The organism is Thermodesulfobacteriota bacterium, assembly GCA_026415035.1.
In the GTDB taxonomy this organism is placed as follows: Bacteria; Desulfobacterota; BSN033; order BSN033; family UBA1163; genus RBG-16-49-23.
On sequence record JAOAHX010000026.1, the window covers coordinates 1 to 12,868 of the forward strand.

At 57.6% G+C, this 12,868-nt stretch carries 15 protein-coding genes; 5 read left to right on the top strand and 10 right to left on the bottom strand.

Annotation, left to right across the window (positions count from 1 at the left end; translation table 11 throughout):
* The first annotated feature begins 203 nt into the window (after positions 1–203).
* Entirely contained in the window at positions 204–1,202 is a 999-nt protein-coding gene (locus N3G78_12775) for a S1C family serine protease (protein MCX8118784.1), read from the top strand.
* 12 nt (positions 1,203–1,214) lie between these two features.
* Here the strand turns inward: N3G78_12775 and N3G78_12780 are convergent, their stop codons facing one another.
* Positions 1,215–1,397 (bottom strand): hypothetical protein, encoded by a 183-nt coding sequence (locus N3G78_12780; protein ID MCX8118785.1) that lies wholly within the window; start codon positions 1,395–1,397, stop codon positions 1,215–1,217.
* Positions 1,398–1,412: 15 nt separating this feature from the next.
* Positions 1,413–1,790: a desulfoferrodoxin family protein gene (locus tag N3G78_12785; GenBank protein ID MCX8118786.1), complete on the bottom strand. Its 378-nt coding sequence runs from the start codon at positions 1,788–1,790 to the stop codon at positions 1,413–1,415.
* Between the two features lie 162 nt (positions 1,791–1,952).
* On the opposite strand from N3G78_12785, the gene N3G78_12790 reads away from it, so the two are divergent.
* The 3 genes from N3G78_12790 to N3G78_12800 are packed head-to-tail and all read left to right on the top strand — an operon-like array spanning position 1,953 to position 4,311.
* Entirely contained in the window at positions 1,953–2,987 is a 1,035-nt protein-coding gene (locus N3G78_12790) for a M23 family metallopeptidase (GenBank protein ID MCX8118787.1), read from the top strand.
* Between the two features lie 11 nt (positions 2,988–2,998).
* The gene (gene pcaD / locus N3G78_12795) at positions 2,999–3,787 is read left to right on the top strand and encodes a 3-oxoadipate enol-lactonase (GenBank protein ID MCX8118788.1); all 789 of its coding nucleotides are present in this window, start codon (positions 2,999–3,001) and stop codon (positions 3,785–3,787) included.
* 26 nt (positions 3,788–3,813) lie between these two features.
* Positions 3,814–4,311 (top strand): ferritin family protein, encoded by a 498-nt coding sequence (locus N3G78_12800; protein ID MCX8118789.1) that lies wholly within the window; start codon positions 3,814–3,816, stop codon positions 4,309–4,311.
* Here the strand turns inward: N3G78_12800 and N3G78_12805 are convergent.
* Together N3G78_12805 and N3G78_12810 are read right to left on the bottom strand one after the other, a co-directional pair.
* Positions 4,308–5,204 (bottom strand): DMT family transporter, encoded by an 897-nt coding sequence (locus tag N3G78_12805; protein ID MCX8118790.1) that lies wholly within the window; start codon positions 5,202–5,204, stop codon positions 4,308–4,310. The two genes, N3G78_12800 and N3G78_12805, sit on opposite strands and share 4 nt — an antisense overlap.
* A 16-nt stretch (positions 5,205–5,220) precedes the next feature.
* Positions 5,221–5,703, bottom strand: a complete 483-nt coding sequence (locus N3G78_12810; protein ID MCX8118791.1) for an NAD(P)H-dependent oxidoreductase — start codon at positions 5,701–5,703, stop codon at positions 5,221–5,223.
* Between the two features lie 128 nt (positions 5,704–5,831).
* Here N3G78_12810 and N3G78_12815 point away from each other — a divergent pair, with 128 nt between their 5' ends.
* Entirely contained in the window at positions 5,832–6,692 is an 861-nt protein-coding gene (locus tag N3G78_12815; protein ID MCX8118792.1) for an SDR family oxidoreductase, read from the top strand.
* 87 nt (positions 6,693–6,779) lie between these two features.
* On the opposite strand, the gene N3G78_12820 is transcribed toward N3G78_12815, so the two are convergent.
* The 6 genes from N3G78_12820 to N3G78_12845 all read right to left on the bottom strand — a co-directional run bounded on the left by N3G78_12820 (position 6,780) and on the right by N3G78_12845 (position 12,590).
* A complete protein-coding gene (locus N3G78_12820) occupies positions 6,780–7,499 on the bottom strand; it encodes an ABC transporter ATP-binding protein (GenBank protein MCX8118793.1) in 720 nt (239 codons plus the stop codon).
* Positions 7,499–8,269, bottom strand: coding sequence for an ABC transporter ATP-binding protein (locus N3G78_12825; protein ID MCX8118794.1), 771 nt, complete (start codon positions 8,267–8,269; stop codon positions 7,499–7,501). The genes N3G78_12820 and N3G78_12825 overlap by 1 nt, the downstream gene beginning before the upstream one ends.
* Complete coding sequence (locus N3G78_12830; GenBank protein ID MCX8118795.1) at positions 8,269–9,351, bottom strand: branched-chain amino acid ABC transporter permease; 1,083 nt, start codon at positions 9,349–9,351, stop codon at positions 8,269–8,271. Before N3G78_12830 ends, N3G78_12825 begins: the two co-directional genes overlap by 1 nt.
* A complete protein-coding gene (locus N3G78_12835) occupies positions 9,345–10,238 on the bottom strand; it encodes a branched-chain amino acid ABC transporter permease (protein MCX8118796.1) in 894 nt (297 codons plus the stop codon). Before N3G78_12835 ends, N3G78_12830 begins: the two co-directional genes overlap by 7 nt.
* A 100-nt stretch (positions 10,239–10,338) precedes the next feature.
* Positions 10,339–11,523, bottom strand: a complete 1,185-nt coding sequence (locus N3G78_12840) for an ABC transporter substrate-binding protein (GenBank protein ID MCX8118797.1) — start codon at positions 11,521–11,523, stop codon at positions 10,339–10,341.
* Between the two features lie 44 nt (positions 11,524–11,567).
* A complete protein-coding gene (locus N3G78_12845; protein ID MCX8118798.1) occupies positions 11,568–12,590 on the bottom strand; it encodes an aspartate-semialdehyde dehydrogenase in 1,023 nt (340 codons plus the stop codon).
* Positions 12,591–12,868: the final 278 nt, after the last annotated feature.

Consider the following 12,868-nt stretch of genomic DNA (forward strand, 5'->3'; position numbering starts at 1 on the left):
GAAGAGGAAGCTCGAAAATGGAAGGAGAAGAGGATCGATCTCCTCCAGAGCGAAAGATTGCCCGATCAAGAGATCGAATCGGCCTACCAGAGGCTTTGGGCCTCGAAACCCCTCCCCTGATCCTTTAGGTCTGCCCCTGTTCCTTTGGTGAGGAGTCGGGTATAATGAAAGCGAGAGGGTAAAGAGAAAGGAGAGTGAGGAGGATGAGAAGATCGGCCATCAAGATGCTTCTTTGCCTATGGGTCGGCTTATCGGTTGCCTACCCATTGGATTCTCCGGCCAACCAGGACGCAAAGGAGATTCTCAAGGCCATCGTCAAGATTCGATCCCTGATCCCCAAGGAGGCCCACTCGGCCCAGACGCTCGGAACGGAGCGGGAAGGAAGCGGGGTGGTGATCGATACCAAAGGGCATATCCTGACCATCGGATATCTGATCATCGAGGCGGAATCGATCGAAGTCACTCCGAAAGAAGGGAAACCTGTTCGGGCAAGGTTTGTCGGTTTCGATCACGCCTCAGGACTCGGACTCTTGAAGACGGAGAGCCCCCTCGAGGTGAGGCCCATCAAATTGGGTCAGTCGTCGAAGGTCAAAGAGGGGGAGCCGGTCATCATGGCCGCATTTGGGGACGAGGAGGCGGTCCAGGCCGTCGGCGTCATCAGCCGGAAGGAGTTTACCGGATATTGGGAGTATATCCTGGAGGAGGCCCTTTATACGGCTCCGGCCTTCGCCAATTACGGAGGGGCTGCACTGATCGACCGCAACGGCGAGCTGGTGGGCATCGGGTCCCTTTTGAGCCAGGTGGTCATTCCTGGACTCGGGACGATCTCCTGCAATATCTCCGTTCCCATAGATCTTCTCCCGCCGATCCTGAATGACCTGATGACGAAGGGCCGTCCTCAGAAGGCTCCGAGGCCCTGGTTGGGAATTTTCGCCGAAGAGGCCCAGGGAAGGGTCTTCATCACCCGGGTGGCCCCAGGAGGGCCGGCTGAGAAGGGTGGCCTTAAGGCGGGAGATCTCATCCTGACCGTAAAGGGCAGGGAGGTGAACGGCCTGAACGACTTTTACCGGAAGGTCTGGGCCCTCGGGGAGGCAGGGGTTGAAGTCCCGCTCTCCATCCTCAGGGGGATTCAGATCCAGGAGATCAAGATCCGTTCCTCCAGCCGCTATCAGTTTCTTCACAGACCGGAGAAGGTCCTCTGAGGCCGACCCAGTTCAGGTCGCGAGAAAGGCCAGAAGCCCGTGAAGGGTGGCGCTCGCCAAAAGGGCGAGGCCGCTCCTTTTGTGGACCCGGAAAGGGACCTTGATCCAGCGAAGCCCTGTGCTCAACTGAAAAAGGATCAGCAGGAAGTTGAACACCCCCCAGAGCAAAATGATGGAAAGGCCACCGATCGTCATCCCGCGTCTCCTCCCTTAACCTTTCACCGCGATCTTGGCCACGCTCGGCCCCGTGCTTCCGTGGAGATTGCAGTTGGCTTGAGCCACGACCTCCATATCCTCGAGGGCGGTATGCTTGACCTCTCTGGTAAAGACCTCGGCCTCGGGGCGGTTCCCGGAAGAGAACTCCCATCGGGCGACCTCTTTCTGGTTGACCTTGACGCTCAACCAGTTGGTGTAATGGAGGAAGTTGTTCCCCTTGTGGTGGACGGTCACGCGAATCGTCACCTCCGAGCCTTTTTGAACGGTCTCAGGGGCCTCGATGGTGGTGGAGGATTTGTTCGCAAAGGCGACCCCGGTCCGGAGCGTCAGGAGGAAAAAGGGAAGGGATAGGAGAAATTCTCTTCGTTCCATGGCTGACTCCCTCCGATCGATAGGTTTAAATTAATTGTAACCCGCTTCTTCTATAATTCAATCGATCAAGTTGCCAGATCGAGCAGGGGTCGGTTAAACATAATTATACCCAGATTGGGGAGAAAGATGAACCCTTTGACCCGAAGGGACTTTTTAAAAGGGATGGGGAAATGGGCAGCCCTGGCCGTTGGAATGGGCCTCGGCCCGAAGGGTTGTACGGGCAGGTTCGCCGGCAGTTTGAGCCAAGATGGGCTTACCTCCGAGGAGTTCGACGAGAGATTCCTCAAGTATTGGGACCCGATCTTCGGCCCACCGCTCCGGTGGTCCGCCATATACGGGGGTCCGAGCAATTTTGAAGGCCACCTCCGGGGCGGTGCCACGCCGGGCGTGGATTACGATGTGCCCATGAACACGCCCCTCGTCCCGATGATGGCCTCCTATTTGAGACAGGCCACGAAGGATCGCCATGGGTCCCTCTACGTCCTGCTGGTCAATAAGCATCGTCCCTCCTATCGGATCAGCTACGGTCACCTGAACAGGGTCCTCGTCGATCGGAGTTACTTTTTGAAGGGCGACCTCCAGCGGGCGGCCGAGGAAGGGGTCAAGCCCCTGATGAGGGATCGAATCGTTGCGCTTTCTGGAAACTCAGGCATGGGCCTCCTGAAGAATTGGTTCGTCCATCCCCCCCATCTCCACATCACCCTCTATTACCTCAATCTGGAGAACCGGACCTTGGCCTATCTCGATCCAGAAAAATTCGGCCTCGATGGTGGAAGACCGGTCTTCTGGGACGGCGAGACGAATTTAGACGTCGAACCGGAAAGAAGGATCGAACACCTCGAATCGACCCTGAATCAACTCGAAAAGGAGCTTCAGGACTGGGAAGGGACGAGCGAGCTGGAGGCCCTGCGAGAAATCCTCAGACCCTACGGGCGCCTTCTCCAGGGAAAAAAGGGGAAAGCGCTTCTCGAGTCGGAACCCTTTCTGGAATTGAGAGAACATCTCAAGAGAGTGACCCTCCAGGAGAAGCGATTCCTTCCGGGGACGAGGCCCTACTCTCTGATGTTAAAGGTCGTGGGCTACAGCACCGAGGAGAGCCAGGAGATCATCCTGACCCTGCCCTTTGTTGCCCCCGGCCTCGAAATGGGCTATAAGAGGACCACCGTCAGAAATCCCCGCGAATCAGGATCCCTTTGAAGGGAGGCCCCATGCGTATCAAAGCCAACGGCATCGAGATCCACTATGAACTTTCAGGGAAACCGGATGCGCCGGTGGTGGTCCTCAGCCACTCTCTCGCCTCCAGTCTGAAGATGTGGGAACCCCAGATGGAGGCCTTGCGTTCCCGCTTTCGGGTTCTCCGATACGATACCCGGGGTCACGGTCAGACCGAGGTCACGGCCTCCCCTTATACCCTCGAGCTCCTGGCCGAGGATGCGATCGGTCTAATCGACGGTCTCGGCCTCGAAAAGGTCCACTGGGTCGGCCTCTCGATGGGCGGGATGATCGGCCAGGCCGTCGCCCTTCAACATCCCAGACGACTTTTAAGCCTCTCCCTTTGCGATACCTCGGCGATCGTTCCGGAGGAGATGCAACCGGTCTGGGAGGAGAGGATCGAAAGCGTCCGAGCCAAGGGGATGAGGTCCCAGTTCGAGGCGACGATGGAGCGGTGGTTTACCCCTGCTTTTCTCCGGTCGAACGATCCCATGCTCCGGTTGATCCAGGAGGAATTCCTGGCGACCCCCCCAGAGGGTTATATCGGGTGCGCCTCGGCCATTCGGAGACTCAATTTTATAAACCGGCTCGATGAGATCAAACTTCCGACCCTTATCCTTGTCGGCCAAGACGACCCGGCCACGCCGGTGGCCGCCTCCCAGGCGATCCACGAGCGCATCCGGGGTTCGAAACTCGTCGTCCTCCCCTCCTGCCGCCACCTTTCCAACGTGGAACAGGCCGAGGCCTTCAACCACCACCTCTTGGAGTTTTTAAAAGGTTTGTGAAACGATCCCCCGGGAAAGGAGTCAGGATGTCGATCTTCTTCAATGCGGATGAGATCTTTCAGATCGGAATTCGGATCGAGACGAACGGTAGGGCGTTCTACGCAGCAGTTGCCCAGGGGAGTTTCGATCCTGCCTTAAAGGGCCTCTTCGAAGAGCTTTCGAAATGGGAATCGGAGCATATCGAGCTTTTCGAGCGTTTGAGGCAGGCCCTGCCGGAAGCGGCAAGAAGAGGCGGGGCTTTTGACCCCGGCCAAGAACTGGCCCTATACCTTCAGGCCACGGCCGATACCCATGTCTTTGTCAAGAACAGGGATGTGAGCGACCTGGCCTCCCGGTGCAGAACCCCTCTGGAGGCCCTGGGGCTTGCCATCACCTTTGAGAAGGACTCCGTGGTCTTTTACACGACGATGAAACAGGTGGTGCCCGAAGGGTTCGGAAGGGAACAGATCGACCGCCTCATCGACGAAGAGCTCCGGCATATCTCCCTGTTGCATCAGAAGGTGAGAGGGCTGGAGGGGGTTTAGGGAGATCGACGCCGGAGGGCACCGTGGACGCCGATCAGGATGAGCAACCCTCCGAAAATCTGCTGAATCAGAATCCTTTCACCCATCCAGAGGTGGTTGAATAGAAGCGCCCAGACAGGGATGAGGTAGAGGTAGACCATCGATGGGGTGACGCCCAGTCTCTCGATCCCTCCGTAATAGGAGACATGGCCAACGATCCCCGCCAGAAGGACCGCGTACGCAAGGGCCCACCACGATCTCGGTCCCACCTGAGTTAAGCTGACCGAGACTCCTGAAACGGGAACGGCCAGCCAGAGCACGAGCGATCCGAAGAGCATACAGTAGCCCATCAGCCGGAGGGGAGAGTATTTCTTCAAAAGGGGCCTCGACCAGATGGAGAGAAAGACCGCGGCAAAGATCGAAGAGACCACCATGAGCAGATCGCCTTTCAGGGACTGGGGGGAGAGCTGGACCCTTGACCCGGGTCTCAAGACGATCAGGGCCACGCCCAGGAGGGAGAGCAGAAGGTAGAGGTAGTGCCGGACCGAGACCGGTTCTTTCTCGACCAGATGGAGGTAGATGGCTCCCCAGAGGGGGGTGCTCGAGAGGATGAGAGCGGAATTGGAGGCGGTGGTCAGATTGAGGCCCACCGACCAGAGGAGCTGATAGGCCCCGATTCCCAGAAGGCCTATCCGGAAGACCTTCCAGAAATCCTCCTTACGAAGGGAGATGCTTCTTTCGAGAAGGTGGGTGACGGTGAGGACGAGGAGGCCGGAGAGGGAAAAACGGATGGCGCTGAAAAGGAGAGGTGGGAAATCCTCGAATGCCGATTTAACGATCCCGTGATTGGCGCCCCAGGTGAGAACGACGAACGTCAGGAGGAGATAGCCGGTGCGGCGACTTTTTTCGGCCATGGAGAAGGGATCCGCATTAAGAGGCCAGTTTGCGGGCCAGTTCCGCCACCCTTCGGCCCAGTTTGCGTCCGTTCTCCGCGGTCCTCTCGTCCGGAGCGCCCACACAAGAGACGCCGTAGTGACCGGTCGCCTCCATCGGATCGCCCACCACGATCATCCCGTAGATGAGCATGCATTGATGGATCGAAAGGAGGGTCGTCTCCTTTCCTCCTGAAGGATCTCCGGAGGTGGCGAAGGCGGCGCCGATCTTATTCTCCATCTTTCTGCGGATGCCCACATACTCGTCAAAGATCCGTTTCAGATCCCAGGCCATCCCGCCGAAATAGACGGGAGAGCCTGCGATGATCCCGGCCGAGTTCAAAAAGTCGTCCTTCGTCACCTCCTGGGTCGATTTGAGGATCGCCTGAACCCCGGAAACGGAGTTTACCCCTTCCGCAATCTTCTCGGCCAGCTTCCGGGTGTTTCCTCCTTTGGAATAATAGAGCACCAATATCTGCATCGCCGCCCTCCTCTTTTTTTCACCGAATAACACAGGAAGGGGACCATTTCAAGGAAGGGGTTGGCCTTCACNTTTGAAAACCACCTCTGTTAAAATGGAATAAATTCTTCTTTTAGGAGGAATAAGGGATGGCGACCAGGGGAAAGGCTTTGGTGACGGGTGCAAGCAGCGGGATCGGTAGAGAGACGGCCGTGAGATTAGCCCAGGAGGGTTTTCAGGTGATCGCGGCGGCCCGAAGGCAAGAACGTCTCGAGGAGCTGGCAAGGCAGAACCCCAATATTCTGCCCAGGCCCGTTGATCTTTCCGATGCTCAGGCCCTGGAAGAGTTCTCCCAGGAGCTCCTAAGCCTTTCGGAGCCCGTGACCGTTCTTATCAACAATGCGGCCTACAGCATCCGGGGCGCGATCGAAGATGTTCCCGTTTCAAAGATCCGGGGCCTCTTCGAGGTCAATCTCTTTTCCCTCATTCGGATCACCCAGGCCTGCCTTCCCGGGATGAGGCGTCTGAGGATAGGGACGATCGTCAACCTCAGCTCCATCGTGGGAAAGTTTCCCTTCCCCACAAGCGGTCCTTACTCCGCGACCAAGCATGCGGTCGAGGCCATCAGCGATGCCTTAAGAATGGAGGTCCGGCCTTTCGGGATTCGTGTGGTGACGATTCGGCCGGGCGTGATTGGAACGGAGTTCAACGAGACGGCCAACCGGTTGACCGGAGATCTCCTTTCGAGGACCGATCCGGATTACAAGCCCGTCTATCAAGCCTACGGGGCCGGAATCGGAAGATTGTTCGCCAATGTGAAGATCCCCGGACCGGAATTGATCGCCGATCTCATCGTCAAGGCCGTGCTCTCCGACTCCCCCAGAGCCGTCTATGCGGCTGGCCCTTTTGTGGAAGAGCTCTTGGGAGAGAGATTTCGGCGAGACGATGAGGGGTTTTTTGAATTCATGATGGAGAAGACAGGGTTGAAGGGATTGGCAGTCCCGTCGTGACCAACTCATGGAGGCTCATTCATCGAAGGAGGGGAAGGGGATAAATTGAGCCAATAAAAAAATGGCGGTTCGGAGACCGAGGGAGGTTCAAATGAGGTCTCTGATCTCCTTGCTTTCGAGAAGGACCCCAGGCGGTCCCTCCTTGATGAGGCGGCCATTTCGGAGCAGGTAGGCCCGATGGGAGATCGAAAGGGTCAGGTCGATCTCCTGCTCGACAATGAAGAGGGTCAACCCTTGATCGTTCATCCTTTTCAGGGTGAAGAAGATCTCTTCGATGAAACGGGGGGCCAAGCCGAGGGAGGGCTCATCGAGCATCAAAAGTCTCGGATTTCCCATCAAGGCCCTTCCGATCGCCAACATCTGCTGTTCTCCGCCGCTCAGCGTCCCGGCCCTCTGGGCCTTCCGCTCTCCCAATCTCGGGAAGAGGGAGAAGACCGCTTCGAGATTTCTCCGCATGATTTGCTTCTCCCTCCGGATCGCATACGCTCCCAGTCGGAGATTGTCGAGGACCGAAAGGGTGGGGAAGATGTGTCGGCCCTGAGGGACCTGGATCAGCCCCCTGGCGACGATCCGATGGGGGTCGAGATTGGTGATGTCTTCTTCTTCAAGGTAGATCCGGCCTTCGGTCGTTTCGAGGATCCCAGAGAGGGTGCGAAGCAGGGTGGTCTTTCCCGCCCGATTTGGGCCGATGAGGGCAGTGGCCTCTCCCTTCTCGATCTCTAATGAGACCTCCTTAAGGGCGGGCAAGGGGCCATAATGAACGGTCAGCTTTTTGACCCTTAGCAGGGGCACCTTTCCCTCGACCATCACCCGGACCTCGACTCTCTTTTCGGGCCGTAGGCCTCCCTGACCGCCGGGTCTCTCTTGACCCTCTCCGGTGGGCCTTCCGCGATTAGCTCCCCGTTGTGGAGAACGGCCACCTCGTCCGCCATCTCCATCACCATCCCCAGATGATGCTCGATCAGAAAGAGGGTGAGGCCCTCTTCCTTAAGGTCGCTCAGCGTCTGGACCAGATGCTTCGCCTCCGGGGAGGTCAGCCCTGCAGCCGGTTCGTCGAGGAGCAGAAGGTCGGGCTTCGAGGCGAAGGCCCGGGCGATCTCCAGCCTCCGCTGCTCCCCATAGGCCAGCTGAGAGGCGAACCATTTCCACCGGCCGAAGAGGCCGAAGCGTTCGAGGATCTCCTTGGCCTCGGCCATCGCCCTGGCTTCATCCCTTCGGGACCAGGGAAGGGAGAGGCCGTGGGAGAGGATCCCTCCCCGCAATTTCGTGTGCATACCGGTCAGGACATTTTCGACCACCGTCATGTTGCCGAAGATCTGCAGGGTCTGAAAGGTCCTCCCTATGCCGAGGCGGAAGACCTCATGAGGCGGAAGCCCCGTGATCTCCCTCTCCTTGAAAAAGATTCTCCCGGAATCGGGCCGTTCCATCCCGCTGATGAGGTGAAAGAGGGTGGACTTACCGGCTCCATTGGGTCCCATCAACCCCTTCACCGTCCCCTTGGACACCCGAAGGGAGATCCGGTTCAAGGCCCTGAGGCCGTCATAATTCTTGACCACCTCTTCCACCCTTAAGAGCATCAAAGGTCCACCTTTTCTCTTCGTTTTTTCCTTCCGAAGTAACTGATCAGGTAGATCAACCTACCCCTCAATCGGGACCCGAGCCCTTCGGGAAAGAAGACGAGCAGAAGGATCAGGATCAGGCCGTAGAGGGGAAGGCTGAACTCCTGATAACGACCCAATGCGTCGGTCAGGAAGGTGAGGAAGATGGCCCCGGCGATGGGGCCATAAAGGTTTCCCATCCCACCGAGGATGACCATCATGACGAAGAGGACGGAAAGGTTGAGGCTGAAGGTCTCGGGGCTCGCGGTGGACATGACCGAGGCGAAGAGGCTACCCGCCAGCCCCGCAAAGGCCGCGGCCGTTACGAAGACCCCAAGCTTGACCCGGGCCACATCGATCCCGACCGACGAGGCGCCGTCCTCGCTCGAGGCCACGGCGAGGAAGGCCCGGCCCATCTTCGATCGAACCAGATTTTTGCAGAAGACGACCAACCCTGCGAGGATTCCCCAACTGAGGTAGTATTGCTTGAGATAACTGTCGAAGGTGAACCCGACAACGGAGAAGAAGGGGATGCCGAAGATCCCGATGACGCCACCGGTGAGGCTCGGGGATTCCCTTACCAGGACGAGAAAGATCTCGCCGAATCCGAGCGTGGCCAAGGCGAGGAAATATCCTTTCAACTTGAGGAGGGGTTTTCCGATGAGAAAGGCGAAGAGGGAGGCGGCCAATCCCGAGGCCAAAAGGGCAAAGGGAGAGGGGAGGGATAGCCGGGTGGTGAGGATGGCGGTCGTGTAGGCCCCGATGCCAAAGAAGGCGGCCTGGCCGAGGGAGATCTGACCCGCATAACCCAAGAAGAGGCCGAGGCCGAGGGCGACGATGCCATGAATCCCGGCGAGGACCAAAAGATGGAGGACATGGGGGTCGGGCCAGATCATCGGAAGGGCCGTGAGCCCCATCAGATAGAGGAGGTCCCTCTTTCTGAATCGATACTCTCTCCGGTAGTGGAGCTGGGGATCGGGAATGAGGAGGGAAAGGAGCCACAGGCCGAAGGAGTAGAAGAGCTCTCTTTTTTTGAATCCCTTATGGATCGATTCTACCATCGTCGGCTATCGATGAAGGGAGACCCGAGGATCCCCTTCGGTCGGAGATAGAGGATGAGAAGCAGGACGACGAAAGCGATGGCGTCCTTGTACCCGGAGGGGATGAAGACGATGCTTAAGGATTCGATCACCCCCAGGACAAACCCTCCCAGGAGGGCGCCGCTGTTTCTGCCCCATCCCCCCAAGACGGCGGCGATGAACCCTTTCAGCCCGATGAGCGTCCCGGAATGGTAGCTCACATAGAAGAGGGGGGTGATGAAGATGCCCGCAAGGGAACCGATCCCGGCACTGATGCCAAAGGCGAGAAAGATCATGAGATTTCTCGGGATGCCCGAGAGGGAAGCCCCAAGAGGGTCGGTGGAGCTTGCCTCCATGGCCTTTCCGAGCAGGGTTTGATGGGAGAGAAGGTATAGGAAGGCGAGGACGAAACCGGTGGCCCCGAGGACCCAGAGGCTCTGGGCGGGGATCGAAAACGTCTTGAAGGTGAGGGGAAGGCTGTTCGTGAAGGGAGGCAAGGCCTTCGGAAGGGTTCCGAAGAGCAGCGCGCTCGTGCTGCTCAAGAAGAGAGAGGCGCCCAGGGTGGCCATTAATTGGATGGGAAGGGAGGCCTTTCTCAAGGGGTAGATGACGAGGAGGTGAAGGAGAAAACCCAGACCCATGACGATCAGGATCGTGAGGCCAATCGAGAGCGGATAAGGCCACTGGATTTCTTTAAGGAGAAAGAAGGTGACCATCCCTCCCAACATCACGAATTCGCCCTGGGCGAAGTTGATGATCTGGGAGGCCCTGGCGACGGTGACAAACCCAAGGCCCACCAGGGCATAGATCGCCCCGAAGGTGATGCCCGAAGCGAGAAGCTGCGGAAGAGGGGCTAAAAGGTCCAACATCTATCCAATCCTCACATGGCAATCACACAAAAGAAGAGGGTGGAGCCTTTTCGGGCCCCACCCTCTGATATGTATCCCCCTTGTCGACTTTCTTCAACGCTTATTCCACTCCGGGTAACCGGATCCTTTTGAACTTTCCTCCTTCGATTCGGACAAAGACCAAATCTTTTTTGCTCAAACCGTCGTGCTCGGTCGGGCTGAAGTTGTAAATGCCGTGGGTGCCTTTGAACCCTTTTGTATTTTCGAAGGCTTCCCTGAAACTGGCGCGGGTCACTTTTCCTTTGATGCGCTTCATCGCCTCCTCGATCAACCCGATGGTATCATGACCGTACGCAGCGATCTGATCCGGGGGGGTTCCGTAGCGTTCCCTCCAGCGCTTATCGAAGTCGATGTTGACAGGCTTGACAGGGTCGTTTTCGTCGAGCTGATCGAAGACGACCGGTTTGGCCGATGGGAACTCCACCCCCTCCATCGCCTCGCCCCCGAGGCCGATGATGAAGCCAAAGCCAAAGGCATGGGTTCCCAGGACAGGCGTTTTGATCCCGAGGGCCCGGAGGTTCTTGACGATGATGGGCCCTGTCGGGCCGCCTGTGCAGGCGTAGAAGGCATCGACCTTCTCCTTCTCCATGACCGGTTTGATCTTGGTGAGCTGGGGAGTCATGTCGATATCGGTGGGCTTATGGGTTTCCGGGGAGATGATCACCTTGACGCCTTTTTCCTCGCCGAAGCGCTTGAAATATTCGGCCAGGCTCTGGGCCAGGGGCCAGGCGCCGTGGAAGACGAGGACCTTCTTGTACTTTCTAGCCAGGACCAGGTCGACCAGTTTCTGGGAGACGATGATGTCGCTCTGGGCGATGTTAAAGGCCCACTGCTGTTTCAGGTCCCTGACCATGGGATTGGAAGGGCAGATGATGATGTTGGTGATCTTCTCCCTTTCGGCGATGGCCCGGGTCGTGGCCTGGAGATTATCCTCGAAGGGCCCGACGACCAGTAACACCTCCTTCTCCTTGGTAAACTTGGTCATGTTGGCCGCCGCCCGTCCCACGTCGAAGCCGTTGTCCTCGAAGAGGAGCTCGAGGGGCCGACCCTGGATGCCTCCGGCCTTGTTGATCCGCTCCACCTCGAGGACCATGGCGTTCTTAAGGGTCTTGGTCACCTCTGCCCAGGGGCCGGTCAGTTCGAGATTGACCCCGATTTTGTAAGGGGACTTTTTCTCCGCAAAGGCCGGAGCAGCGGAGAACACAAGAATCAAGGCGATCAGAAGGGGGCCTTTGATTTTCTTCATCCTCTATCCTCCTCAGGGATTAGGGTTCGACGGGGAGGGGCCTCTTAAAGATACTTCTGAATCAACAATTCGGCGATCTGGACCGCATTGAGGGCCGCTCCCTTTCGGATGTTATCGGCGACGATCCACATGTTGATCCCGTTGGGGATCGATTCGTCCTCCCGGATCCTTCCCACAAAGGTCTCGTCCTTCCCGGCGGCGTGAATGGCCAGGGGATATTCGGCCTTTGCAGGATTGTCCACCACGACCACGCCAGGCGCCTTGGAGAGGATCTCCCGGACCTCCTGGGCGGTGATCTTCTTCTCCGTTTCGATGTTGACCGATTCCGAATGGCCATAAAAGACGGGCACCCTCACCGTGGTCGCCGTGACCCGTATCGAATCGTCCTCCATGATCTTCTTCGTCTCGTTGACCATCTTCATCTCTTCTTTCGTGTAGCCGTTTTCGAGGAAGACATCGATGTGGGGAAGGCAGTTGAAGGCGATCTGGTGGGGGTAGACCTCCCATTTGATCTCCTGCTGATTGTAGAGGGCCAGGACCTGGTTTTCGAGTTCCTGGATGGCCCGTTTTCCCGTGCCGGAGACAGATTGATAGGTCGAAACCACAACCCTTTTGATCCGTGCGACGTCGTGGATGGGCTTGAGCACGACCACCATCTGAATCGTGGAGCAGTTGGGGTTGGCGATGATATTCTTCTTGTGATAGTTGGCGATGGCGTGGGGGTTGACCTCGGGCACGACGAGGGGGACATCGGGATCCATCCGGAAGGCGCTGGTATTGTCGATGACGACGCAGCCGGCCTTTGCGGCGATGGGCGCAAACTTCTGGCTCACCGAGCCCCCTGGAGAGAAGAGTCCGATGTCCATCCCCTCAAAGGAATGTTCATCCATGACCTCCACCGTGTACTCCTTCCCCCTGAATTCCATTTTGGTGCCGGCCCCCCGGGTGGAGGCGAGGAGTTTCAGATTTCCCACTGGAAAGTTCCTCTCCTCGAGGATGGAAACCATCTCGTTTCCCACGGCGCCCGTGGCACCTGCGACGACCACGTTATACCTCTCCTTTTTCATCTCCTTCCGTCCTCCTGTTCCTTTATAGAAACAGGGGTGCCCTCCTGAACACCCCTGTTCCAGAGATACCCCTTCGTATCGGTCTATAATAAATAGGCGAAAGGCAGGGGGATTGTCAAGGGGAGATCGGTAAAAATCTCCTTGTATGGATTTTGACGAGTTTTTAGAATGGGGGGCGATGGAGACCCAAGACCTTTTGGAGATCGTCAGACGCACCGAGTCGCCTTTAAAGAGGCAACTGCTGATGGTCGGGGTGTTGACCAACCTCCTTAAGGGAG